Below are 25,322 nucleotides of genomic sequence, written 5' to 3' on the forward strand. Positions count from 1 at the left end.
CATCCGACCACATAACAATAATTTTACACTGGAAGAGACTATGAGCCGCTACCCGTCGCTATTCGCCCCCCTCGATCTGGGGTTTACCACCCTCAAAAACCGCGTGTTGATGGGCTCGATGCACACCGGGCTGGAAGAGCGTCCGGACGGAGCCGAGCACCTGGCAGCCTTCTATGCCGAACGCGCCCGCCACGGGGTGGCGCTGATTGTCACCGGCGGCGTAGCCCCTGCCCCTTCAGGCGTGACGATGGAGGGCGGCGCAGTTCTGAATGATGCGACACAGCTGCCGCATCACCGCATTGTCACGGACGCGGTGCATAACGAAGGCGGCAAAATCGCCCTGCAAATTCTGCATACCGGGCGCTACAGCTATCAGCCAAAACTGGTTGCGCCATCGGCTATTCAGGCGCCGATTAACCGCTATACTCCTCACGCCCTCAGCCACGACGAGATCCTGGCGCTGATCGACGATTTTGCCCGCTGCGCCGCGCTGGCGCGTGAGGCGGGTTACGACGGCGTGGAGGTGATGGGCTCTGAAGGCTATCTGATTAACGAGTTCCTCGCCGCCCGCACCAACCAGCGCGACGATGAATGGGGCGGCGACTATGCCCGCCGGATGCGCTTTGCCGTGGAGGTGGTGCGTGCGGTGCGTGAACGTGCGGGTGCGGATTTTATTATTATCTTCCGCCTGTCGATGCTCGACCTGGTGGAGGGCGGCGGCACGTTCGACGAAACCGTGCAGCTGGCGCAGGCGATTGAAGCCGCAGGCGCCACGATTATCAACACCGGGATTGGCTGGCACGAAGCGCGCATCCCGACCATCGCCACGCCGGTGCCGCGCGCGGCGTTCAGTTGGGTAACGCGCAAGCTGAAAGGCAAAGTCTCCGTTCCGCTGGTAACGACGAATCGCATTAACGACCCGCAGGTGGCGGACGATGTGATCTCACGCGGCGACGCCGATATGGTATCGATGGCGCGTCCGTTCCTCGCGGACTCCGAACTGCTCTCCAAAGCGCAAAGCGGCCGTGCGGATGAGATCAACACCTGCATCGGCTGTAACCAGGCCTGTCTGGATCAAATCTTCGCCGGCAAAGTAACCTCATGCCTGGTGAACCCCCGCGCCTGCCATGAAACCAAAATGCCGGTGGTTGCGACGGTCAATAAAAAACGCCTGGCCGTGGTGGGCGCTGGCCCCGCTGGGCTGGCGTTTGCGGTGAATGCCGCCTCGCGCGGGCACAGCGTGACGCTGTTTGATGCCGCCGGTGAAATTGGCGGGCAGTTTAATATCGCCAAACAGATCCCCGGCAAAGAGGAGTTCTATGAAACCCTGCGCTACTACCGCCGGATGATCGATCTGACGGGTGTTGATCTGCGGCTTAACCAGCTTGTCAGCGCGGCGGATCTGATCGGTTTCGACGAGGTGATCCTGGCGAGCGGGATCGCACCGCGCACGCCTGCAATCGAGGGTATCGATCATCCGAAGGTGTTGAGCTATCTGGACGTATTGCGTGACAAAGCGCCCGTTGGCGAGAAGGTGGCGATTATCGGCTGCGGCGGGATCGGCTTTGATACCGCGATGTATTTAAGCCAGCCGGGCGAGGCCACCAGCCAGAACATCGCCGAGTTTTGCGTAGAATGGGGCATTGATACCAGCCTGAGTCAGTCCGGCGGATTACGGCCGGAAGGACCGCAGCTGCCGAAAAGCCCGCGCCAGATCGTGATGCTCCAGCGTAAGGCCAGCAAGCCGGGTGAAGGGCTGGGCAAAACCACGGGCTGGATCCACCGCGCCACCCTGCTCTCGCGCGGGGTGAAGATGATCCCGGGGGTGAGCTACCAGAAGATCGACGACGACGGGCTGCATGTGCTGATCGGTGGTGAACCGCAGCTGCTGCGCGTGGATCATGTGATTTTGTGCGCCGGACAGGAGCCAAAGCGCGATCTGGCCGATCCGCTGCGCGAAGCGGGTAAAACGGTGCATTTGATCGGCGGGTGCGACGTGGCGATGGAGCTGGATGCGCGGCGGGCGATTGCGCAGGGCACCCAGCTTGCACTGGTTATTTAGCGACGACGCCCCAGCTTCACCGCTTTCAGCACCACAAACTTGTTATTGGTCGCAATGGTGACGCAGTTGCCGAAAATCTTCTTCAGCTTGTGGAAGTAGTCCAGGTGGCGGTTCGCCACGATATACAGCTCGCCGTTGATTTTCAGGCAGCGGCGCGCGTGGTGGAACATCTCCCACGCGACGTTATCCGTCAGGGCGTGCTTCTGGTGGAACGGCGGGTTGCAGAACACGGCGTTGAAGCGGAAAGGCTCAACGCCGGAGAGCGCGTTGTTGATCATAAATTCGCAGCGATCCACCGCTTCCGGCATGTTGGTTTCTACGTTCAGACGGCTGGAGGCCACCGCCATCGGCGACTCGTCGCTGAACACCACGCTGGCTTCCGGATTCTTCGCCAGCAGCGTCAGGCCAATCACGCCATTGCCGCAGCCCAGATCGACAATCTCCCCTTCCAGGTTTTCCGGCAGGTGCTCCATAAAGAAACGCGCCCCAATATCCAGCCCGGTGCGGGAGAAAACGTTCGCATGGTTATGGATGGTCCAGTCGGTGCCTTCCAGTTTCCAGCTCAGCGTCTCCGGCGCGTCGGCCAGCTCCGGTGCGCTGAAGGTGCAGTTGATCAGGCGCGCTTTTTTCCAGGCAAGCGTGGTAGTGGTCGGGCCGAGCACTTTCTCGAACAGCTCCAGCGTTGAGGTGTGAATATCGCGCGCTTTGGCACCCGCAATGATGCGGGTTTCCGGCGTGACGACTTTACGCAGCGCGCGCAGCTGCTGCTCCAGCAACGCCATGGTTTTTGGCACCTTGATCAATACCACGCCCGGCGCCTGCGGGTAGTCCGCGGTGCTGTCGAGGAACTTCACGCTGGACTCGTCGATGTCGTTATGGCGCAGGTTTTCACGCGTCGCCAGTTCGCTCAGGTAGGAATCGCCAATGCTGTAAGGCGTGTGCTCTGCCAGGGCGCAGCCCAGGGCACCAAACGCGTCATTCAGGATCAGAACCGGGCCGCGGATTTCAGTCTCATCCAACTGCTGCAGCAGATATTCATCCGCCGCTTCCCACGCCTGAAGCGGGTTAACGTCGTCCGTTTCCGGGAAACGTTTAAGGTTGAGTGAACGGAAACCGTTGTCTAAGTGGCTCATCGGCCCTCCTGAATGGTAAAATTTGGCGTATCCCTGAAAAGGGTGCGTGAGTATACCCGTTTTCGCATTAATTTGGGCTTTTGATGAACCAACTTACTTATCTCCAGGGCTACCCGGAGCATTTACTGACTCAGGTTCGCAGCCTGATTGCCGAGCAGAAGCTCGGCGCGGTGCTGGAAAAACGCTACCCCGGCACGCACGATTTCGCGACCGATAAGGCCCTCTGGCAGTATACGCAGGATCTGAAAAGCCGATATCTGAAGAGCGCGCCGCCGATCAACAAGGTGATGTACGACAACAAGATCCACGTGCTGAAAAACGCGCTCGGCCTGCACACCGCCATCTCCCGCGTGCAGGGCGGCAAGCTGAAGGCTAAGGCGGAGATCCGCGTGGCGACGGTGTTTCGTAACGCGCCGGAAGCCTTTCTGCGGATGATCGTGGTGCATGAGCTGGCGCACCTGAAAGAGAAAGAGCACGACAAAGCGTTCTATTCCCTGTGCTGCCACATGGAGCCGCAGTATCACCAGCTGGAGTTTGATACCCGCCTGTGGCTTACGCATTTATCGTTAAATGGTAATGCGGAATAGCGCACTGGTTTTGCAATAATCCCGTGCTACAGTGGCTAAAGGTTCCCCGCTACGGAGTACGTAAACGTTTATGATACGTTTCGCAGTCATTGGAACGAACTGGATCACGCGCCAGTTCGTCGACGCCGCCCACGAAACCGGCAAACTTAAACTCACCGCAGTCTATTCCCGCAGCCTTGAGCAGGCGCAGAGCTTTGCTAACGACTACCTCGTCGAGCATCTCTTCACCTCCCTGGATGAAATGGCGCAAAGCGACGCCATTGACGCGGTCTATATCGCCAGCCCGAACTCCCTGCACTTCCCGCAAACGGCGCTGTTTCTCGGCCACAAAAAGCACGTGATTTGCGAGAAGCCGCTGGCCTCGAATATTGAGGAAGTGGAAGCGGCCATTGCGCTTGCCCGCGAAAACCAGGTGGTGCTGTTCGAAGCGTTCAAAACCGCCAGCCTGCCGAATTTCCTTCTGCTGCAGCAGTCCCTGCCGAAAATTGGCAAAGTGCGAAAAGCCTTTATCAACTACTGCCAGTATTCGTCGCGCTATCAGCGCTATCTGGACGGCGAGAATCCGAATACCTTTAACCCGGCGTTCTCAAACGGCTCGATTATGGATATCGGTTTTTACTGCCTGGCCTCTGCCGTAGCGCTGTGGGGCGAGCCGCACGGCGTTACGGCCACCGCCAGCCTGCTGGAGAGCGGCGTGGATGCACACGGTTTGGTGGTGCTGGATTACGGTGATTTCAGCGTCACGCTGCAGCACTCCAAGGTGAGCGATTCCGTGTTGCCGAGCGAAATTCAGGGCGAAGCCGGGTCGCTGGTCATCGAGAAGATCTCCGAATGCCAGAAGGTGAGCTTCGTGCCGCGCGGCGGCAAAGCGCAAGAACTGACGCAGCCTCAGCATATTAACACTATGCTCTATGAGGCAGAGGTCTTCGCCCGTCTGGTGGAAGACAACGAAGTGAATCACCCAGGCCTTGCGGTAAGCCGCACCACGGCGAAGCTGCAAACCGAGATCCGCCGCCAGACCGGCGTGGTGTTCCCGGCAGACGGCATAGGCGCGGAAGCGATCGCGTAAAGCTGTGTAATGAAACGGCGCAGGCCATTGACGAAACCGATGGTCTGACATATTTTGTTACCTGCAAAGGGGAGTAACTTCTTCGCCGGTGGATCGTCATTACGATGCGTAAAATATGCATCCGGTCGCCGGGCAACCTTCGTGGTTGTAAGTGAGACCTTGCCGGAAGGCGAGGTCTATGCATAAAAAGCTAACGGCTATCGTCTTCTGACCATGGCCGTTTTTGTTTTTTATGTGTAAGGAAAATAGTATGCATTCTGTCGGCACTCCAATGCTGTGGGGCGGATTCGCGGTTGTCGTGCTCATCATGCTGGCGATCGACCTCTTTTTGCAGGGTCGTCGCGGCGAGCACGGCATGAGCGTTAAGCAGGCCGCCGTCTGGTCGCTGGTCTGGGTTACCCTCTCGCTCCTCTTTTGCGCCGCCTTCTGGTGGTATCTGGCCTCGACTGAAGGCCGTGCGGTGGCCGATCCTCAGGCGCTCGCCTTCCTCACCGGTTATCTGATTGAAAAAGCCCTGGCGGTTGATAACGTCTTCGTCTGGCTGATGCTGTTCAGCTACTTTGCTGTGCCTGCAGCATTGCAGCGCCGCGTGCTGGTCTACGGCGTGCTGGGTGCCATTGTCCTGCGTACCATCATGATCTTCGCCGGCAGCTGGCTAATTACCCAGTTCGAATGGCTGCTGTACGTGTTCGGCGCGTTCCTGCTGTTTACCGGGGTCAAAATGGCGCTGGCGAAAGAAGACGATACCGGTATCGGTGATAAGCCGCTGGTGAAGTGGATCCGTGGTCATCTGCGCATGACGGACAAGATCGAGAGCGAGCACTTCTTCGTGCGTAAGAACGGCCTGCTGTTTGCTACCCCGCTGCTGCTGGTGCTGATTCTTGTCGAGCTGAGCGATGTGATTTTCGCGGTAGACAGCATCCCGGCAATCTTCGCGGTGACGACCGATCCGTTCATCGTGCTGACCTCTAACCTGTTTGCGATCCTCGGCCTGCGCGCCATGTATTTCCTGCTGGCAGGCGCGGCAGAGCGCTTCTCGATGCTGAAGTACGGCCTGTCGGTGATCCTGGTGTTTATCGGTATCAAAATGCTGATCGTCGATTTCTACCACATCCCGATCGCCATTTCGCTCGGCGTGGTGTTCGGCATTCTGCTGGTGACGCTGGTTATCAATACCTGGGTTAACCGCCAGCACGATAAGAAGCAGCAGGCTTAGTGCTTTTTGCCCGGTGGCGTTGCGCTTACCGGGCATTTTTCGTTAATCAATAGTTAAAAAACATGACGCAACACGTAAAATTCAGCATTTTACGCTTCCCTCCGCAGACACTTTCCCTATACTCGACCAGGCAAACATTTACTTACATCCGGACATAAATGTGACTAAGAGCACAGCCGGGATGGAACGCAATTTCACTTAAGGAACACTCATGACGATATCCTCATCGGGCCTGCTTGCGCGCCTGTCGCGCGGCAGCCTTGTTAAGCAAATACTGATTGGACTGGTGTTCGGCGTCGCGCTGGCACTGATCTCAAAACCTGCCGCCGAAGCCACTGGCCTGCTGGGCACGCTGTTCGTCGGCGCGCTGAAAGCGGTCGCGCCGGTTCTGGTTTTAACGCTGGTGATGGCCTCAATCGCCAACCACCAGCAGGGGCAGAAAACCAATATTCGCCCGATTCTGTGGATGTATCTGCTGGGTACGTTCTCAGCCGCGCTGACGGCGGTTGTCGTTAGCTTTATCTTCCCGTCTACGCTGCAGTTGACCACCGGCGCCACCGACATCACGCCGCCCGCGGGTATTGTTGAGGTGATGCACGGCCTGCTGATGAGTATTGTCGCCAACCCGATCCATGCCCTGATTAACGCGAACTACATCGGGATCCTGGTATGGGCCGTCGGCCTCGGCTTCGCTCTGCGCCACAGCAACGACACGACCAAAAACCTGGTTAACGATCTTTCTCACGCCGTCACGTTTATCGTGACGGTGGTCATCCGCTTTGCGCCGATTGGTATTTTCGGTCTGGTAGCATCCACGCTGGCAACCACCGGTTTCGGCGCGCTGTGGGGCTATGCGCAGCTGCTGCTGGTGCTGATTGGCTGTATGGCCGTCGTGGCACTGGTGATTAACCCGCTGCTGGTGTTCCTGCAGACCCGACGTAATCCTTACCCGCTGGTGCTGATGTGCCTGCGCGAAAGCGGCGTGACCGCTTTCTTCACCCGCAGCTCGGCGGCAAACATTCCGGTCAACATGTCCCTGTGTGAGAAGCTGAATCTGGACCGCGATACTTACTCCGTATCCATTCCGCTGGGCGCGACCGTCAACATGGCGGGAGCGGCCATCACCATCACGGTGCTGACGCTGGCCGCGGTGAATACGCTGGGTATTCCGGTGGATCTGCCCACCGCGCTGCTGCTGAGCGTGGTGGCCTCGCTGTGTGCCTGCGGCGCATCCGGCGTGGCGGGCGGTTCCCTGCTGCTTATCCCGCTGGCGTGTAATATGTTCGGCATCCCGAACGAGATCGCCATGCAGGTGGTTGCGGTGGGCTTTATCATCGGCGTATTGCAGGACTCCTGCGAAACCGCGATCAACTCCTCCACCGACGTGATGTTTACCGCCGCCGTGTGCCAGGCGGAAGACGCGCGTTTAGCGAAGAACGCCCTGCGAGGTTAAAAAGAAAAAGCCCGGTGGCGGCTACGCCTTACCGGGCCTACAGGGTTCAGTAGGTCGGGTAAGCGCTAGCGCCACCCGACAAAACACTTAAAGCGTCACACCACTCTTAAAGATCGCCAGCTCGCGGAAGTCGTTCTTCTCGTTACAGGTCTGCCTGCCGTTAGCAAACTCCACGATAGTATCCACGAACTCCGTCAGCAGCTGCGGCATCGCTTTGCCGTGGATCAGCTGGCCTGCGTCGAAATCGATCCAGTGCTTTTTCTTCGCCGCCAGCTCGCTGTTGGTGGCGATTTTGACCGTCGGCACAAAACCGCCGTACGGCGTACCGCGACCGGTGCTGAACAACACCATGTGACAACCCGCCCCCGCCAGCGCGCTGGTGGCGACCGCATCGTTGCCCGGTGCGCTCAGCAGGTTCAGGCCGTGGGTTTTCAGGCGTTCACCGTAGCGCAGAACGTCCACCACCTGGCTGGCCCCCGCTTTCTGGGTGCAGCCGAGGGATTTCTCCTCCAGCGTGGTGATTCCGCCCGCCTTGTTCCCCGGCGACGGGTTCTCGTAAATCGGCTGATTGTGGGCAATGAAGTACTGTTTGAAGTCGTTCACCATGGTGACGGTCTTCTCAAACGTCTCTTCGTCGCGGCAGTGGCTCATCAGAATGCGCTCCGCGCCAAACATCTCCGGCACTTCGGTCAGCACCGTCGTGCCGCCGTTGGCAATCACGTAATCCGAGAAGCGGCCCAGCATTGGGTTAGCGGTAATGCCGGAAAGACCGTCAGACCCGCCGCACTCCAGGCCAAACTTCAGCTCGCTCAGCCTGCCCGGCTCGCGCCTGTCGTGGCGCATCACCTCATAAAGCTGATGCAGCTGCTCAACGCCCGCTTCCACTTCGTCGTCCTGATGCTGGCACACCATGAAGTGAACGCGCTCAGGGTCGAATTCTCCCAGCGTCTCGCGGAAGGCGTCGACCTGGTTGTTCTCGCAGCCGAGGCCGATCACCAGCACCGCGCCCGCATTCGGGTGGCGCACCATGTTTTGCAGCATGGTGCGGGTGTTGATGTGGTCGTCACCCAGTTGGGAGCAGCCGTAGGTGTGGCTGAACAGATGTACCCCGTCGATACCCTCGGCATCGTGGGTCTCCTTCAGAAAGCGGGTCTGGATCTGACGCGCAATGCCGTTCACGCAGCCGACGGTCGGCAGGATCCACAGCTCGTTGCGGATCCCCACATCGCCGTTTGCGCGACGGTAGATTTGCACCTCACGATCCCCCGCCTGCACGCCTGCCTTCGGTAGTTCAGGCTGATAGCTGTACTCGTCCAGATCGCTGAGATTGGTGCGGGTATTGTGGGAATGAATATATTCACCCGGCGCAATATCCGCCAGCGCATGGCCGATGGGCAAACCGTACTTCACCACGTTCTCCCCTTTTGCAATGGGGATCAGGGCAAACTTGTGTCCACGTCCAATGGCCTGGCGCAACGTGACCGACTGGTTATCGAAGGCTACTTCCGTGCCTTCGGTTAAATCTGCCAGCGCGACGGCCAAGTTATCCAGCGAATGGATTTTGATGTATTGCATATCAACCTCAGACGGCCTTAGTTCAGTTCAATGGCGAAGTAGTCACGCGCATTGTTAAAGCAGATGTTTTTCACCATTTCGCCCAGCAGCTGGATATCCGCTGGCGCTTCACCCGCGTGCACCCAGCGGCCAATCATCTGGCACAGGATGCGGCGGAAATATTCATGACGGGTATAGGACAGGAAGCTGCGGCTGTCGGTCAGCATACCCACGAAACGGCTTAACAGACCGAGCTGCGCCAGCTGCGTCATCTGACGCTCCATGCCGTCTTTCTGATCGTTGAACCACCAGCCGGATCCGAACTGCATCTTGCCCGGCATACCTTCGCCCTGGAAGTTGCCCACCATGGTGCCCAGCACTTCGTTATCGCGCGGGTTCAGGCAGTAGAGAATGGTTTTCGGCAGCAGGTTTTGCTCGTTCTGTTTGCTCAGCAGTTTTGACAGCTCTTCCGCCAGCGGGCGGTCGTTGATGGAGTCAAAGCCCACGTCCGCGCCCAGCAGTTTGAACTGGCGCTGGTTGTTATTGCGCAGCGCGCCGATGTGGTACTGCTGTACCCAGCCGCGACGGGCGTATTCCGCACCGAGGAACACCAGCACCGCCGTTTTGAACTGCGCTACTTCATGCTGGCTAAGCGATTCACCGGAGAGGCGACGCGCCAGGATGCTGTCCAGTTCAGCTTCGTTGGATTCCGCGAACAGCACCACGTCCAGCGCGTGGTCAGAGACTTTACAGCCGTGCGCCGCGAAGTGGTCCAGGCGTTTGGTCAGCGCGGTTTGCAGGTCAGCGAAACGACGGATGTCGGTATCGGACACTTCCGCCAGCTTCGCCATGTAGTCGGTGAAGGTGGCCTGTTCGATGTTGAAGGCTTTGTCCGGGCGCCAGCTTGGCAGCACTTTAATGTCAAAAGAGGCGTCTTTGGCGACAACGGCATGATGCTCCAGGGAGTCAATCGGATCGTCGGTGGTGCCCACCATCTTCACGTTCATCTGCTTCATGATGCCGCGCGCGGAGAAGTTATCCTGCGCCAGCAGCGCATTGCACTGGTCCCAGATCTCATCCGCCGTAGCGGGAGAAAGCAGCTTGCCGGTGATGCCAAACGGACGGCGTAGTTCGAGGTGCGTCCAGTGGTATAGCGGGTTACCGATGGTGTGCGGCACGGTAGCGGCCCAGGCGTCGAACTTCTCGCGATCGGTCGCGTCGCCGGTACACAGGCGCTCGGCCACGCCGTTGGTGCGCATTGCGCGCCATTTATAGTGGTCACCCTTCAGCCAGATATCATACAGGTTTTTGAAACGGTAATTTTCGGCAACCTGCTGCGGCGGTAAGTGGCAGTGGTAGTCGAAAATCGGCTGGTCTTTAGCGTAGTCGTGGTACAGGCGGCGGGCAAATTCGGTATCTAACAGAAAATCGTCGGTCATAAACGGCGTCATTATCGTCTTCCTCATTACGGGAGCGTCAGAAAGCGTATGTTCATATGCTGCAAAGTTATCACACCAATTTCCACCCACCGAAGCTTTTTTCGTGAGTGAGATCAATAAACGCTAACAAATAAATTACCCTCAATGGGGTAAACCCTTCTACAGGCCGCGCCATTTCTGGCTTTGCGCGCAGCGATTAATGTCCCTACAAAGAATCATACATTTGTGATGTCACTCACCTTTTAAAGTTGTATGACAAGTTATCGTTTCGCCGTCGCAAACACTAAGCCGACGGAATGCGTTACCGGTGTGAGACACATCGGATTTAACGGTACGGATACCGACTTATGCACGCTTACTTATGGCAAGGTTCGGGCCGTTCCGGGACATTCTCCCGGCTACGCCCCTCCCGTTACACAACTGCTCCCGGCAACGGTTGAGAGGTTGCCGTGCTCTGGCGCGGAAATAACATAACGATGAGGTTTTAGATGCGTAAAATTAAAGGGTTACGTTGGTATATGATCGCGCTGGTGACGCTGGGCACCGTGCTGGGCTACCTGACACGTAACACCGTGGCAGCCGCGGCGCCGACGTTGATGGAAGAGCTGCATATCTCCACGCAGCAATACTCTTACATCATCGCGGCCTATTCTGCCGCTTACACCGTCATGCAGCCTGTTGCTGGGTATGTTCTCGATATTCTGGGTACCAAAATCGGCTATGCCTTCTTCGCCATCGCCTGGGCGGTATTCTGCGGTGCAACCGCACTGGCAGGCAGCTGGGGCGGTCTGGCGCTGGCCCGTGGCGCGGTCGGTGCGGCAGAAGCCGCAATGATCCCGGCGGGGCTGAAAGCCAGCTCTGAGTGGTTCCCGGCAAAAGAACGTTCCATCGCGGTGGGCTACTTCAACGTGGGCTCGTCCATCGGCGCAATGATTGCGCCACCGCTGGTGGTGTGGGCCATCGTGATGCACAGCTGGCAGATGGCATTCATTATCTCTGGCGTGCTGAGCTTTGCCTGGGCAATGGCGTGGCTGGTTTTCTATAAACACCCGCGCGATCAGAAAAAACTCTCCGAGGAAGAACGCGAATACATTATTGGTGGTCAGGAAGCGCAGCATCAGACCAACAATGGCAAGAAGATGTCCGTCTGGCAGATCCTGGGCACCCGTCAGTTCTGGGGTATCGCCCTGCCGCGCTTCCTGGCTGAACCGGCCTGGGGCACCTTCAACGCGTGGATCCCACTGTTTATGTTTAAAGTCTACGGCTTTAACCTGAAAGAGATCGCGATGTTCGCCTGGATGCCGATGCTGTTCGCTGACCTGGGCTGTATCGTGGGCGGCTACCTGCCACCGCTGTTCCAGCGCTGGTTTGGGGTGAACCTGATTGTTTCCCGTAAGATGGTGGTGACCATGGGCGCCCTGCTGATGATTGGCCCGGGCATGATCGGCCTGTTCACCAGTCCGTATGTGGCTATCGCCCTGCTGTGCATCGGTGGGTTTGCGCACCAGTCCCTGTCCGGCGCGCTGATTACGCTCTCCTCTGACGTCTTCGGTCGCAACGAAGTGGCCACCGCCAACGGCCTGACCGGGATGGCCGCCTGGACCGCAAGTACGATGTTTGCGCTGGTCGTCGGCGCACTGGCGGATACCATCGGCTTCAGCCCGCTGTTCGCGGTACTGGCTATCTTCGACCTGATGGGCGCGGTGGTTATCTGGACGGTGCTGAAAAGCAAATCCGCAGAGGAGCTGGCGAAAGAGTCTCTCGGGCGACCGGCTACGCAGAGTTAGCGAAAATGCGTTTTACCGAAGCCGCCCCCGGGCGGCTTTTTTAATGGCAAAATCTGGAGAGTATCCCGTGAAAGTGGTATAACAAATCATCTGCCGTACCCTGCCTGGAGCGCATATGGAAATCACCGAACCACGTCGTTTATATCAACAACTTGCTGCCGAGCTGAAAGATCGCATCGAGCAAGGGGTCTATCTTGTCGGTGATAAACTTCCCGCCGAGCGCTTTATCGCGGATGAAAAAAGCGTAAGCCGAACCGTGGTGCGCGAAGCGATTATCATGCTGGAAGTGGAAGGCTACGTTGAGGTACGTAAAGGTTCCGGCATTCACGTTATTTCTAATCAGCCTAAACACTCTCCGGTGGCGGATGAAAGTCTAGAATTCGCCAGCTACGGTCCGTTTGAGCTGCTCCAGGCTCGCCAGCTGATCGAAAGCAATATTGCCGAATTTGCCGCCACGCAGGTGACCAAGCAGGACATCATGAAGCTGATGGAGATCCAGGAGAACGCTCGCAAGGAAAAATGTTTCCGTGATTCCGAGTGGGACCTGCAGTTTCACGTTCAGGTCGCCCTGGCAACCCAGAATACAGCGCTGGCGGCAATCGTTGAGAAAATGTGGACTCAGCGCGTTCACAACCCGTACTGGAAAAAACTTCACGATCATATTGATTCCCGTACCGTGGACAACTGGTGTGACGACCACGATCAAATTCTTAAAGCGCTGATTCGTAAAGACCCCCACGCCGCGAAGCTCGCCATGTGGCAGCACCTGGAAAACACCAAGCAGATGCTCTTCAATGAAACCAGCGACGACTTCGAATTTAACGCTGACCGTTATCTTTTTGCCGATAATCCTGTCGTTCATCTCGATACGGCCCCGAGCGGCGCAAAATAGGCGACCTTTCTACCGGCAGGCGCTTCGCTGCGCCTCCCCGCCTGAATGGGTAAGCAAAACATATATAGTGTCAGCCTTTGTAAAATCCCTCGCTCACTTTCAGGGCTTACGCCAAAATCACCTCACCCTGCAAATTCTGTGACGCAGAACGTTGGGCTTTGTTACAATTGGATTCACTTCGTTATTTTGAAAGTTAGTGCTTGCTAACCAGCCAATTAACAGGGAACAGTGTTGGCCACACCGCAATGTGTCCGCGAGCGACCATAATGAAATCACAACAATGTCGCCGTGCTGTTTGTCCCGGATAACAGGCGAGACGTTAACCGATTTCCAGGAACACTGAATGGAACTTTTGACCCAACTGCTGCATGCCCTTTGGGCGCAGGATTTTGAAACGCTGGCCAACCCTTCCATGATTGGCATGCTCTATTTTGTCTTGTTTATGATTCTGTTCCTTGAGAATGGTTTGCTGCCTGCAGCCTTCTTGCCGGGTGACAGTTTGCTGGTGCTTGTCGGCGTGCTGTGTGCTAAAGGCGCAATGGCGTTCCCGCAAACCATTTTATTACTGACCGTCGCGGCCAGCCTTGGCTGCTGGGTGAGCTATATCCAGGGAAGATGGCTGGGCAATACCCGAATAGTACAGAACTGGCTTTCCCATCTGCCTGCGCACTATCACCAGCGGGCACACCACCTGTTCCATAAGCATGGGCTTTCCGCGCTGCTGATTGGCCGCTTTATCGCCTTTGTGCGCACCCTGCTGCCCACCATTGCCGGGCTGTCCGGGTTGAGCAGCGCACGCTTCCAGTTCTTCAACTGGATGAGCGGCCTGTTATGGGTTCTGATCCTGACGACGCTGGGCTATGCGCTGGGTAAGACACCGGTCTTCATGAAATATGAAGATCAGCTGATGTCCTGCCTGATGCTGCTGCCTGTTGTTCTGCTGGTCTTCGGCCTGATCGGCTCGCTGGTTGTCCTGTGGAAGAAAAAATACGGAGCGCGAGGTTAACGATGGTTATCTCACCGCTCGCCATGCGCCGCTTTGCCTGTGCCTTTATTGCACTGGTGATGCTTAGCGCCGTACTGCTGGCCTGGAACACGCTTTCACATCAGGAGGCTACGCTGGCCATTCGCCCGGTAAACCAGGGGGGCGGTGTGCCTGACGGTTTTTCTGTCTGGCATCATCTGGATGCAAACGGCATCCGCTTTAAAAGCATCACCCCTCAGGACGATGTTTTACTGATTAAGTTTGATTCCCGTGCGCAGAGCGCTGCCGCGAAAGCGGTTCTTGACCGTACGCTGCCGCACGGCTATATCATTGCCCAGCAGGAAGATGACAACCCGCCAGCCGCGTGGTTATCATTGATTCGCGATACGTCGCATCGGTTTGGATAACTTCCTGGATTCCGAATCTTTTCACTCACTTTGGTGAATCCCCCGTTTACTTACTATGCTTAAGTACGCGGAGCACCCCTCGAATGTACTCCGCATCATTTTGGATAGCGGCTAACCCCGCAGCACAATGGAAGGTTTCGATAATGAAATTCCGCATGACCCTGGCTCTGGCCCTTTTTTCTTTAAGCACAACGACCTTCGCAAACTCTCTCTGTCAGGAGAAAGAACAGGATATTCAGCGTGAGATCGGTTATGCCGAAAAGCATAACAATCAGCACCGTGTTGATGGTCTCAAAAAAGCGCTGAGCGAAGTGAAAGCGAACTGTTCAGACAGCAAGCTGCGTGCCGATCACCAAAAGAAAATCGCTGAACAGAAGGACGAGATAGCCGAGCGCCGTCAAGACCTGCAGGAAGCGAAAGAGAAAGGGGATGCGGAAAAAATTGCTAAGCGCGAGAAGAAGTTGAAAGAGGCGCAGGACGACCTGAAAGCGCTGGAAGCTCGCGATTATTGAGTTAACGGAAATCTCAACAGGAGAGAATCATGTCAAAAGATACGACGTCTGAACATCTGCGCGCTGAACTGAAATCCCTGGCCGATACCCTTGAAGAGGTGCTGAACTCCTCTGCCGATAAGTCGAAAGAAGAAGTAAGCAAGCTGCGCAGCAAAGCGGAGCAGGCGCTGAAAGAGAGCCGCTACCGCCTGGGTGAAACCGGTGATGCACTGGCGAAACAGACCCGTGAAGCGGCTGCGCGTGCAGATGAATATGTGCGCGACAATCCATGGACGGGAGTTGGTATTGGTGCCGCAGTGGGTGTGGTACTGGGTGTCCTGCTGACGCGTCGTTGATATGGAAGATCCTCGTCACGCACAAGGGCCTGCTAATAACGTCCTCGGCATCGGCCAGCGTATTTTAACGACGCTGGTTGGGATTGCCGAAACGCGCGTCCGGCTGGCAGTGGTCGAACTGGAAGAGGAGAAAGCGAACCTCTTCCAGATGCTGCTGATGCTCGGGCTGACCATGCTCTTCGCCGCGTTTGGTCTGATGAGCCTGATGGTGTTAATCATCTGGGCCATTGACCCGCAGTATCGACTTAACGCGATGATTGCCACGACCGTCGTTCTGCTGGTCGCGGCGCTGATTGGCGGCATATGGACGATGCGTAAAGCGCGCAGGTCCACTTTCCTGCGCCACACGCGCCAGGAACTGGCTAACGATCGCGCCCTGCTGGAGGATGACAAGCCGTGAGCGATAAAGCGGAACGTCAGAAGCGAAAAGCGTACCTGTTGAGTCAGATCCAGCAGCAGCGGCTGGATCTGTCTGCCAGCCGCCGTGACTGGATCGACGCGACGCGACGGTTTGACCGTGGCTGGAATACCTTCCTGAGCCTGCGTTCGTGGGCGCTGGTCGGCAGCAGCGTGATGGCTATCTGGACGGTTCGTCATCCGAATATGCTCATCCGCTGGGCCCGACGCGGTTTTGGTGCCTGGAGCGCCTGGCGTCTGGTCAAAGCAACGTTGCGGCAACAACAGCTGCGGTGATAAACGCAAAACGGTAACTCAGGTTACCGTTTTTTGTTTTTGCCCTTCTCCCCGTGGGCTGAGGGCACCAGCGCGCACCTGCCCTTACTCAATATCTTTGAAGAAGATTGACAGTTTTCCTTGCTAACAATTGCTACCCGCCCCGTTTACACTCCTCTCCATCGACAGCAGAGCCGCGGTATCTACCCGGAATTGCAGACAAATAATGTTTAGCCGCTTATGTGGTTTCCTGGAGAGTAAAATGAAAAAATTAGAAGATGTTGGTGTACTGGTCGCGCGTATTCTGATGCCAATTCTGTTTATCGTGGCAGGCTGGGGCAAAATCACCGGATATGCGGGTACCCAGCAGTATATGGAAGCCATGGGCGTTCCGGGGTTCCTGCTGCCGCTGACCATTCTGCTTGAGTTTGGCGGCGGCCTGGCGGTTCTGTTCGGCTTCCTGACCCGCACCACCGCGCTGTTTACCGCAGGCTTCACCCTGCTGACCGCGTTCATCTTCCACAGCAACTTTGCGGAAGGCGTGAACTCACTGATGTTTATGAAAAACCTGACCATCGCGGGTGGCTTCCTGCTGCTGGCGATCACCGGCCCAGGCGCATACAGCATCGACCGCGTTCTGAATAAGAAATGGTAAGCACGCTATACTGAATAAACACAAAGCGAGGAGACATCTCCTCGCTTTTGCTATCTGACGGAGGAGTAAAAAATGGGACAACTCGTAGACGGCGTCTGGCAGGATGTCTGGTATGACACCAAATCCACCGGTGGACGCTTTAAGCGCTCTGTTTCGGCCTTCCGTAACTGGCTGACCGCCGACGGCGCACCTGGCCCGAGTGGCGAAGGGGGCTTCGCGGCTGAGAAAGATCGTTATCATCTTTATGTTTCCCTCGCCTGCCCGTGGGCGCACCGCACGCTGATCGTGCGCAAGCTAAAAGGCCTCGAATCCTTCATTCCGGTTTCAGTCGTCAACCCGTTGATGCTGGAAAACGGCTGGACGTTCGACAGTGATTTCCCCGCCGCGACCGGTGATGACCTGTATCACCACGATTTCCTCTACCAGCTCTACCTGCGCGCCGATCCGCACTACACCGGGCGCGTGACCGTGCCGGTGCTGTGGGACAAGAAAAACCAGACGATCGTCAGCAATGAGTCCGCGGAAATCATCCGCATGTTCAATACCGCGTTTGATGCGCACGGCGCCCGCGCCGGGGATTACTACCCGGTCGAGCTACGCGAGAAAATTGACGAGCTGAACAGCTGGATTTACGACAACGTCAACAACGGCGTCTATAAGGCCGGTTTCGCCACCAGCCAGGAAGCCTATGACGAAGCGGTCGGAAAGGTGTTTGAATCGCTGGAGCGCCTGGAGCAGATCCTGGGCCAGCATCGCTACCTGACGGGCGATCGCCTGACGGAAGCGGACATTCGCCTGTGGACCACGCTGGTTCGCTTTGACCCGGTCTATGTCACCCACTTTAAGTGCGATAAACACCGCATCAGCGACTACCTGAACCTGTATGGTTTCCTGCGAGACATCTACCAGATGCCGGGGATCGCGGAGACGGTCGATTTTGACCATATTCGCACTCACTATTTCCGCAGCCATAAGACCATCAACCCAACGGGCATCATCTCCATTGGCCCGTGGCAGGATCTGGATGAACCGCACGGGCGCGACGTGCGTTTCGGATAATTATTTAGGGAATCAAGTGATTCCCTTTTTTAATTCACAGCATACATCTATCCTTACCTCGATCGCTTAGAAAACAAGTGATTGACTGATTAAGAGGCAAGGAAAATGGACTGGTATTTAAAAGTACTGCGCAACTACGTTGGATTTGGTGGCCGCGCCCGCCGCAAAGAGTACTGGATGTTCGTTCTGGTGAACTTCGTCCTGATTATGGTGCTGGGCATCGTGGATAAAATCCTCGGCTGGGAGCGCGCCGGCGGTGAAGGCGTACTCACTACGATTTATGGCTTGCTGGTTTTGCTGCCTTCATGGGCCGTGCTGTTTCGTCGTCTCCACGACACCGATCGTTCGGCGTGGTGGCTGCTGTTGCTGTTGATCCCGCTTGTCGGCTGGATCGTGATTTTAATTTTCAACTGTCAGAGCGGGACGCCGGGCGAAAACCGCTTTGGTCCGGATCCTAAGATCGGCGCGTAAATTACTGCCCGGTGGCGCTTACGCTTACCGGGCCTGCTCGCTTATTTGTTGTGATGCGCAAAGAGCTTTGGAATTTCGCGCAGGCACCACGATTTGGCTTCGCCCATGCTGTCGCGGCGCCACGCCATAATAATGTCCACTTCGCTGGTGTACTCCGGGCTCACCACCCTTAGTCGCCCTTCCGCAATATCTTTTTCCACAAACGGGTAAGGCATCGTCGCCACGCCCAAACCGGCCAGCAGCGCCTGCCGCTTGTCTTCCAGTGACGTGACCGTCAGACGCGGCTGTTTATCCAGCAGCTGGACCGTCAGCACCGGACGCTCGCGCGCGGTATCCGCCACCGCCACGCCGCGGTACTTCACGCGCGTCACTTCAGAGAGCGGCTCCGGCTCCTGGTGAATCGGGTGATCCGGCGCGGCGACGTAGACGTTCATGACGCTGTAGAGCTTGCGCGAGTTGATTTCTGACGATGAGCGGAAATGCATGTCAGGCGCAATGACGATATCCGCCCTGCCCGTCTCCAGACGCTCCCACGCCCCGGCCAGCACCTCGGTGATGATCGACAGCTGCGTATTGGCCTTCGCCGCCAGGCGGTCTACCAGCGGGAACAGCGCTTCGGTCGGCACCAGCGCTTCGGTGACTAACGTCAGGTGGGTTTCCCAGCCTCGCGCCAGCGCTTCGGCGTCCGTGGTGAGCTTGTCCGCCGCTTCCAGCAGCACGCGACCTCGCTCCAGCAGCATCCGCCCCACGTTGGTGAATTTTGTTCGATGACCGGAGCGATCGAAGAGCACGACGTCCAGCTCTTCCTCCAGTTTTTGCATGGTGTAGCTTAGCGCAGACGGAACGCGCCCCAGTTCATCTGCCGCCGCGGCAAAGCTGCCGCGCCGGTCAATCGCGTCCATGACGCGAAGCGCCTCAAGCGTCAATGCTCTCTCTTTAGCCATCTCGTTCTCATTCAGGAAATTTGAACATACCAGGCAGAATATCTGGCTAACAATGCAGCGTCCATACCTTTACCATTGTTTTAGTGTAAAGAGAGGTCAAGTTTATGATTACGACAAGAACAGCGAAACAGTGCGGACAAGCCGATTTCGGTTGGCTGCAGGCCCGCTACACCTTTTCCTTTGGACACTACTTTGACCCTAAACTCCTCGGTTACGCTTCACTGCGCGTGTTGAACCAGGAAGTGCTCGCCCCGGGCGCCTCCTTCCAGCCGCGTACGTATCCGAAAGTCGATATCCTGAACCTGATCCTGGAAGGCGAGGCAGAATACCGCGATAGCGAGGGCAATCATGTCCAGGCAAAGGCTGGCGAAGCGTTGTTAATTTCCACGCAGCCGGGCATCAGCTACAGCGAGCATAACCTCAGCAAAGACAAAACGCTGACGCGCATGCAGCTGTGGCTCGACGCCTGCCCTGAGCGAGAAAACCCGCTGGTGCAGAAAATAGATCTGAAGGGCGATAAACAGCAGCTGATTGCCTCGCCTGACGGCAGCAAGGGCAGCTTGCAGCTGCGACAGCAGGTATGGCTACACCATATCGAACTGAAAAAAGGTGAACAGGCAAGCTTCCAGCTGCACGGCCCGCGCGCCTATTTGCAGTCCATTCACGGTACGGTGCATGCGGTAACGCACGCGGAAGAGAAAGAAGCGCTCACCTGCGGCGACGGGGCGTTTATTCGTGACGAAGCGAATATCACCCTGGTGGCGGATACGCCGCTGCGCGCGCTGCTGATTGATTTGCCGGTGTAAGAGTTGCTCGATCGGTCCCTCTCCCCTTTGGGAAGAGGGACGAATGCCAATCGCTACACCTTACTCGCCATAATCTCAATAATCTGCCGGTCCGTTGCCTGCATTGAGCGGCACGCCAGGGCGCACAGGTTAGAGATAGACTGTTCCACGTCGTGGGCCACAATCCCCTCGTTGCCCGTCACGCCCGACTCATCCAGCGCCATCATCACGGCTTTCCAGGCGCTGGTGACGCTGGTCGAGACTTTCATGGCGCAGCTGTTAGACGCCCCGTCGCAGATCATCCCGCTGACGTCACCGATCATACTGCCGATGGCCATTGCTATCGTCTGATAGCTTCCGCCCATCAGCCACGCCATCCCTGAGGCGGCCCCCATACCGGCCGTTGTCGCCGCACACAGCGCGGACAAACGCGGAAGCTGGTAATGGATGTAGATAGCCGACAGATGCGAGAGCATCAGCGCCCGCGCCAGCCGTTCGTCATCGGCCTGAACATGTTCAGCGACCACGACAACCGGCATGGTGGCTGTAATTCCCTGATTCCCGGAGCCCGAGTTGCTCATCGCCGGCAGCGTCGCGCCGCCCATGCGGGCATCCGAGGCCGCGCTGGTGCGGATAACGATGTCTGAACCCAGATCCTGCGCCATCCATCCGCGTGCGCGCTGCTTATTGAGGGTGGCGCCAATGTGTAGCCCCCACTTCCCGCTAAGCCCTTCACGAGAGAGCGCGTCGTTCAGTTGCCCTGCTTCCAGGATAAAGCGGATCGCCTCGAACGGAACCTGTTCGACAAACTCCAGGATCTGCGAGAGCGTGGTGTTTGACAGTACCGCCAGCGGATCGTTACTTACCTCGGCCTGCCGCTCGTCAAGACTGAAGCACGTTTCGCCGTGACAAACCACCTCCACCACGCGGGTATGTCCGCCCGCAATGGTCACCATGGCCGAGGCCTCACCGGCGTAGACGCAGGCACGTGAATAGAGGATCTCATCGCACGGCTCCTGCAATTTCACCTGCACCAGACCGGCGTTAAGCATTGCTTTGGCCCGCGCCAGCGCATCGGCGGTGACATCTTTCAGCACCTCCAGCCCCGCCTGCGCATTGCCACCGATGGCACCCAGCGCCGCCGCAATGGGCAGCCCGACCATGCCGGTGCCCGGCACCGTTACGCCAAGCCCGTTCTTCATCAGATTCGGCGATACCCACGCCTCAATCTTCGTGACGTCGCCGGGCAGTTGCTCTGCGGCAATCGCACAGGCAAGAGCCAGAGAAACGGGCTCGGTGCACCCCAGCGCAGGCTTAACTTCTTCCTGCACTACGCGAATAAATTGATTCCATAAAGGATGAGTTTGCTCAGACATCGTTACGACCTTATTTGCCCTCAGGAAAATGCGAGGAAAGGAGAAACACAAAGCAGCAGCCCGGTGATAACAATAATCACCAGCGATACGCCCTTATATTTATGCAGCGCCGGTACCTTGTAGACCAGCCATGCAGGGATCAGGCAGCCCACCATGCCGAAGATGGGGCTACAGATAGAGGTGAAGCTCAGTACCGGCGCGTTTAACACGATCGCGCTCCAGGCCAGCAGGATAGCGAACAGCATGATCCCGCGCTGGACGATGCTTTCATTAATACGTTCAGCCGGCATTTTACGGCGCAGGATATTCATCACGATCCCCTGCGTGGCTTCGCGGAAGCCGAGATAGACACCGAAGAAGGCGGTCATCACGGCAAAAATATTGAGGATCACGCTGACGATTTTGACCCAGCCCGCGCCGTCGCCGCTGATAAACTGCGCCGCAATCGCCAGGGCGGAAATGTTCTGCTCGTAGGCTTTCACCGCTTCGTCGTGTCCCATCGCCAGGGTGAAAGAGACGGCGTAGAAGAAGACCGTGACAAACAGTATGCCAAAGGCGATATTCATCGCCCGCAGCGCCTTATGACGCGCCACCTCAACGGATTTTTCCCGTGAACGATAGGAAATCACCATCGGGCTTAATGTCTGGATAAACAGAATGGAGGTTAAGGTAAAGGGCAGCGTAATAATTGCATTTTTTATCAGCAACCCCATTGGCGGCAGCATGCCCACGTTGGCTAAATGCCAGAGGCCGATCATCGAAAGCCCCAGCGCCGCCACCACAAATAATTTGGTCAGCACCATCAGACTGGAGACTTTAAACAGCAGCTTTTCACCGCGCGAAGAGATGGCGACCAGAATACAGATCAGGAATAAGCCGTAGAAGGGATTTTCCGACAGCAACCCCTCGGTGACACCGAAAGTGTGCAAATAGGATGCGCTGTCGTTGGTGATAGCCGTGGAATAGACAAACATCCAGATGACCAGCATCACGAAATAAAGTGCACCTAATAAGATGCCCCAGTTTTTACCTAAATAACCGCTAATCACGCTCGGGTAGTCTTTACATTCCGGGGATTCCGCCAGCGTATTAATAAATAATCGCTGGAAGAGGTACATGGCCGGATAGCCAATTATCGATGAGAGCAAAAAGACCCACAGCCCCATTAATCCAACCTGCACCGGAAGAAAAACGATTCCCGCGCCGATAGCCATCCCGATACTCATGATGACCCAGCCCGTGTCGGTGCTGTCGAATTTGATCGCCTCTCGCCATTCGCTTTCGCTCATTCCCGCCCGCCTTGCCGCAGGGAAACACTCACAATCACACTGCTGTTTGTTGCCATATTCATTGGGCACTCGCTTATTTTGTAGGGTAAACAATTGTTTTTATTAGGTTCCGATCGCCAGCGATTGCGAGTCAGAGAGCAGCAGGTGTTTGTTATTGGTGTGAGAAAATCATAGCCGGAGCAAGGGAGAAAAAAGTCACAAGTTTTATAGGGATTTCCTGACGCTGGAGGAAAAATTGCTACTGAAGATGTAAATGATGAGGGTATTTTCTAAATGTGACAACATTCACGAAATTAAAAGCCTCCTCTAGGGAGGAGGCACAATGGCAATTGGAATTACATCGCCTGCGTAAACGTCCTCGAAATCACGTCCTGCTGCTGCTCGCGCGTCAGAGCGTTAAACCGTACCGCATAGCCGGATACGCGAATTGTCAGGTTCGGGTAGTTCTCCGGATGGGCAATGGCATCCAGCAGCATCTCCCGGTTCATGACGTTGACGTTCAGGTGCTGCCCGCCCTCAATAGACGCTTCGTGATGGAAGTACCCATCCAGCAGCCCCACCAGGTTGGTTTTGCGCACCAGTTCATCCTTGCCCAGCGCCTGCGGCACAATGGAGAAGGTATAGGAGATCCCGTCTTTGGCGTAGGTAAACGGCAGCTTGGCGACCGACGTTAGCGAAGCCACCGCCCCTTTCCTGTCGCGACCGTGCATCGGGTTGGCGCCAGGCGCAAACGGCGTGCCGCCGCGGCGTCCGTCCGGCGTGTTGCCCGTTTTCTGGCCGTAGACCACGTTGGAGGTAATAGTCAGGATCGACTGAGTCGGCACCGCGTTGCGATACGTCGGCAGCGCCTGGATCTTCTTCATAAATCGCTCCACCAGGTCGCAGGCGATGCTGTCCACGCGGTCGTCGTTGTTGCCGTACTGCGGATAGTCCCCTTCGATGACGAAGTCCACCGCCAGGCCGGTATGGTCGCGCACGGGTTTCACCGTGGCGTACTTAATCGCCGACAGGGAATCCGCCGCCACCGACAGCCCGGCAATGCCGCAGGCCATGGTGCGATAGACGTCACGATCGTGCAGCGCCATCAGCGAGGCTTCGTAGCTGTACTTATCATGCATGTAGTGAATGAGATTCAGCGCGCTGATGTACTGCACCCCCAGCCAGTCCATAAAGTGGTCGAGGCTCGCCATCACGGTGTCGTAATCCAGCACCTCATCCAGCAGCGGCTCGGTTTTCGGGCCGACCTGGATCTTCAGCTTCTCGTCCACCCCGCCGTTAATCGCGTACAGCAGCGTTTTGGCGAGGTTGGCGCGAGCGCCAAAGAACTGCATCTGCTTGCCGATCACCATTGGGCTGACGCAGCAGGCAATGGCGTAGTCGTCGCTGTTGAAGTCGGCGCGCATAAGATCGTCGTTCTCATACTGCAGCGACGAGGTGACGATCGACACCTGCGCGGCGTATTTCTTAAACGCGATCGGCAGCTGTTCAGACCAGAGGATCGTCAGGTTCGGCTCCGGCGCGGGCCCCATGGTGTGCAGGGTATGCAGGTAGCGGAAGCTGTTTTTTGTCACCAGCGTACGGCCATCCAGCCCCATGCCGCCGATCACTTCCGTGGCCCAGATCGGATCGCCGGAGAAGAGCGTGTCGAACTCCGGCGTGCGCAGGAAGCGCACCATGCGGATCTTCATGATGAAGTGGTCGATCAGCTCCTGGGCTTGCACCTCGTTCAGCCGCCCCGCCTGCATGTCGCGTTCAATGTAGATATCAAGGAACGAGGCCGTGCGCCCCAGCGACATCGCCCCGCCGTTCTGGGATTTCACTGCGGCAAGGTAGGCAAAGTAGACCCACTGCACCGCTTCCTGCGCGTTCATCGCCGGACGTGAAATATCAAAGCCATAGTTCGCCGCCATCTGCTGGATCTGCAGCAGCGCGCGCCTGTGCTCCGCCAGCTCCTCGCGCAGGCGGATCGTTGCCTCCAGATCTTCGCCGCGCTCTAGCCTCCCCTGCAGATCGGCAAACTGCAGTTCACGCTCGCGCACCAGATAGCTGATGCCGTACAGCGCCACACGGCGGTAATCGCCGATAATGCGCCCGCGCCCGTAGCCGTCCGGCAGACCGGTCAGCACGCCAGATTTACGGCAGCGCATCATCTCCGGGGAGTAAACGTCAAACACGCCCTGGTTGTGGGTTTTACGCAGGTCGGTAAACAGGTATTCGAACTGCGGATCCATTTCCCGCCCGTAGGCTTCGAACGAGCTGCGGATCATATTGATCCCGCCGTACGGATGCAGGGCGCGCTTGAGCGGCTTGTCGGTTTGCAGGCCGACGATCGTCTCAAGATCCTGGTCGATATAGCCCGGTCCGTGGGCGGTAATGGTCGTGGAAATGTTGGTGTCGAAATCCACCGGGGCGTGGGTGGCATTCTCCTGGCGAATGCCGACCATCACCTTCTGCCACAGCGCCGTCGTTGCTGGCGTCGCCTGCGCGAGGAAAGCTTCATCGCCTTCATAAGGGGTGTAGTTATGCTGAATAAAATCGCGGACGTTAACGGCGTTTTTCCATTCTTCACCGCGAAACCCGGCCCATGCGTCGCTGTAGGGCGCGACGCCCGTATCGATTGTTACTTTCATGTGATTCTCG

The 25,322-nt window shown here is 57.1% G+C and carries 23 protein-coding genes and 1 pseudogene; 17 read left to right on the top strand and 7 right to left on the bottom strand.

The window, feature by feature from the left end; all coding sequences use genetic code 11:
• Window positions 1-40 precede the first annotated feature (40 nt).
• On the top strand, window positions 41-2,062 hold the full coding sequence (locus IM291_RS19310; protein WP_192987515.1) for an NADPH-dependent 2,4-dienoyl-CoA reductase: 2,022 nt from the start codon (window positions 41-43) through the stop codon (window positions 2,060-2,062).
• On the opposite strand, the gene rlmG is transcribed toward IM291_RS19310, so the two are convergent.
• Window positions 2,059-3,195 (bottom strand): 23S rRNA (guanine(1835)-N(2))-methyltransferase RlmG, encoded by a 1,137-nt coding sequence (rlmG, locus tag IM291_RS19315; protein WP_028014499.1) that lies wholly within the window; start codon window positions 3,193-3,195, stop codon window positions 2,059-2,061. The genes IM291_RS19310 and rlmG overlap by 4 nt on opposite strands.
• Before the next feature lie 83 nt (window positions 3,196-3,278).
• Here rlmG and IM291_RS19320 point away from each other — a divergent pair, with 83 nt between their 5' ends.
• The 4 genes from IM291_RS19320 to sstT all read left to right on the top strand — a co-directional run bounded on the left by IM291_RS19320 (window position 3,279) and on the right by sstT (window position 7,520).
• The gene (locus IM291_RS19320; RefSeq protein WP_023333531.1) at window positions 3,279-3,782 is read left to right on the top strand and encodes a YgjP-like metallopeptidase domain-containing protein; all 504 of its coding nucleotides are present in this window, start codon (window positions 3,279-3,281) and stop codon (window positions 3,780-3,782) included.
• Between the two features lie 70 nt (window positions 3,783-3,852).
• On the top strand, window positions 3,853-4,851 hold the full coding sequence (locus tag IM291_RS19325) for a Gfo/Idh/MocA family protein (RefSeq protein ID WP_028014500.1): 999 nt from the start codon (window positions 3,853-3,855) through the stop codon (window positions 4,849-4,851).
• 250 nt (window positions 4,852-5,101) lie between these two features.
• Entirely contained in the window at window positions 5,102-6,067 is a 966-nt protein-coding gene (locus tag IM291_RS19330; protein WP_126300141.1) for a TerC family protein, read from the top strand.
• 211 nt (window positions 6,068-6,278) lie between these two features.
• Window positions 6,279-7,520 (top strand): serine/threonine transporter SstT, encoded by a 1,242-nt coding sequence (sstT, locus tag IM291_RS19335; RefSeq protein ID WP_028014502.1) that lies wholly within the window; start codon window positions 6,279-6,281, stop codon window positions 7,518-7,520.
• An 87-nt stretch (window positions 7,521-7,607) separates the two neighbouring features.
• On the opposite strand, the gene IM291_RS19340 is transcribed toward sstT, so the two are convergent.
• Both IM291_RS19340 and uxaC read right to left on the bottom strand, forming a co-directional pair.
• On the bottom strand, window positions 7,608-9,095 hold the full coding sequence (locus IM291_RS19340; protein ID WP_192987517.1) for a UxaA family hydrolase: 1,488 nt from the start codon (window positions 9,093-9,095) through the stop codon (window positions 7,608-7,610).
• A gap of 17 nt (window positions 9,096-9,112) precedes the next feature.
• Window positions 9,113-10,525 carry a glucuronate isomerase gene (gene uxaC / locus IM291_RS19345; protein ID WP_048999508.1) on the bottom strand — a complete coding sequence of 471 codons (1,413 nt, stop codon included), beginning with the start codon at window positions 10,523-10,525 and terminating at the stop codon, window positions 9,113-9,115.
• Between the two features lie 476 nt (window positions 10,526-11,001).
• Here uxaC and IM291_RS19350 point away from each other — a divergent pair, with 476 nt between their 5' ends.
• From IM291_RS19350 to IM291_RS19400, 11 genes are all read left to right on the top strand, one after another.
• Window positions 11,002-12,300, top strand: coding sequence for an MFS transporter (locus IM291_RS19350; protein WP_028014505.1), 1,299 nt, complete (start codon window positions 11,002-11,004; stop codon window positions 12,298-12,300).
• Between the two features lie 115 nt (window positions 12,301-12,415).
• The gene (exuR, locus tag IM291_RS19355; RefSeq protein ID WP_028014506.1) at window positions 12,416-13,192 is read left to right on the top strand and encodes a transcriptional regulator ExuR; all 777 of its coding nucleotides are present in this window, start codon (window positions 12,416-12,418) and stop codon (window positions 13,190-13,192) included.
• Window positions 13,193-13,535: 343 nt separating this feature from the next.
• Entirely contained in the window at window positions 13,536-14,198 is a 663-nt protein-coding gene (gene yqjA, locus IM291_RS19360; protein WP_008503144.1) for a DedA family general envelope maintenance protein YqjA, read from the top strand.
• Window positions 14,199-14,200: 2 nt separating this feature from the next.
• A complete protein-coding gene (gene mzrA, locus IM291_RS19365) occupies window positions 14,201-14,584 on the top strand; it encodes an EnvZ/OmpR regulon moderator MzrA (RefSeq protein WP_045260108.1) in 384 nt (127 codons plus the stop codon).
• 143 nt (window positions 14,585-14,727) lie between these two features.
• A complete protein-coding gene (locus IM291_RS19370) occupies window positions 14,728-15,096 on the top strand; it encodes a DUF1090 domain-containing protein (protein ID WP_028014508.1) in 369 nt (122 codons plus the stop codon).
• 29 nt (window positions 15,097-15,125) lie between these two features.
• Window positions 15,126-15,431: a YqjD family protein gene (locus tag IM291_RS19375; protein ID WP_008503141.1), complete on the top strand. Its 306-nt coding sequence runs from the start codon at window positions 15,126-15,128 to the stop codon at window positions 15,429-15,431.
• Window position 15,432: 1 nt separating this feature from the next.
• Window positions 15,433-15,831 (top strand): phage holin family protein, encoded by a 399-nt coding sequence (locus IM291_RS19380; protein WP_041907961.1) that lies wholly within the window; start codon window positions 15,433-15,435, stop codon window positions 15,829-15,831.
• Window positions 15,828-16,124: a YqjK-like family protein gene (locus IM291_RS19385; protein ID WP_014885330.1), complete on the top strand. Its 297-nt coding sequence runs from the start codon at window positions 15,828-15,830 to the stop codon at window positions 16,122-16,124. Before IM291_RS19380 ends, IM291_RS19385 begins: the two co-directional genes overlap by 4 nt.
• Before the next feature lie 241 nt (window positions 16,125-16,365).
• The gene (locus tag IM291_RS19390) at window positions 16,366-16,758 is read left to right on the top strand and encodes a DoxX family protein (RefSeq protein ID WP_014833394.1); all 393 of its coding nucleotides are present in this window, start codon (window positions 16,366-16,368) and stop codon (window positions 16,756-16,758) included.
• Between the two features lie 72 nt (window positions 16,759-16,830).
• A complete protein-coding gene (locus tag IM291_RS19395; RefSeq protein ID WP_028014510.1) occupies window positions 16,831-17,817 on the top strand; it encodes a glutathione S-transferase family protein in 987 nt (328 codons plus the stop codon).
• Window positions 17,818-17,922: 105 nt separating this feature from the next.
• The gene (locus tag IM291_RS19400; RefSeq protein ID WP_028014511.1) at window positions 17,923-18,288 is read left to right on the top strand and encodes a DUF805 domain-containing protein; all 366 of its coding nucleotides are present in this window, start codon (window positions 17,923-17,925) and stop codon (window positions 18,286-18,288) included.
• Window positions 18,289-18,329: 41 nt separating this feature from the next.
• Here IM291_RS19400 and yhaJ read toward each other — a convergent pair whose 3' ends face one another.
• Window positions 18,330-19,232, bottom strand: coding sequence for a DNA-binding transcriptional regulator YhaJ (gene yhaJ / locus IM291_RS19405; protein ID WP_003862655.1), 903 nt, complete (start codon window positions 19,230-19,232; stop codon window positions 18,330-18,332).
• Between the two features lie 104 nt (window positions 19,233-19,336).
• Between yhaJ and IM291_RS19410 the strand changes: the two genes are divergently transcribed.
• Window positions 19,337-20,038, top strand: coding sequence for a pirin family protein (locus tag IM291_RS19410; RefSeq protein WP_022649481.1), 702 nt, complete (start codon window positions 19,337-19,339; stop codon window positions 20,036-20,038).
• A gap of 53 nt (window positions 20,039-20,091) precedes the next feature.
• On the opposite strand, the gene IM291_RS19415 is transcribed toward IM291_RS19410, so the two are convergent.
• The 3 genes and pseudogenes from IM291_RS19415 to pflB all read right to left on the bottom strand — a co-directional run bounded on the left by IM291_RS19415 (window position 20,092) and on the right by pflB (window position 25,312).
• Window positions 20,092-21,393 carry a serine dehydratase subunit alpha family protein gene (locus tag IM291_RS19415; RefSeq protein WP_192987519.1) on the bottom strand — a complete coding sequence of 434 codons (1,302 nt, stop codon included), beginning with the start codon at window positions 21,391-21,393 and terminating at the stop codon, window positions 20,092-20,094.
• Between the two features lie 20 nt (window positions 21,394-21,413).
• Window positions 21,414-22,744: pseudogene (locus IM291_RS19420) on the bottom strand (hypothetical protein).
• A 273-nt stretch (window positions 22,745-23,017) separates the two neighbouring features.
• Window positions 23,018-25,312 (bottom strand): formate C-acetyltransferase, encoded by a 2,295-nt coding sequence (gene pflB, locus IM291_RS19425; protein ID WP_192987522.1) that lies wholly within the window; start codon window positions 25,310-25,312, stop codon window positions 23,018-23,020.
• Window positions 25,313-25,322: the final 10 nt, after the last annotated feature.

This window comes from Enterobacter cloacae complex sp. P27C (genome assembly GCF_014895705.1).
In the GTDB taxonomy this organism is placed as follows: Bacteria; Pseudomonadota; Gammaproteobacteria; order Enterobacterales; family Enterobacteriaceae; genus Enterobacter; species Enterobacter bugandensis.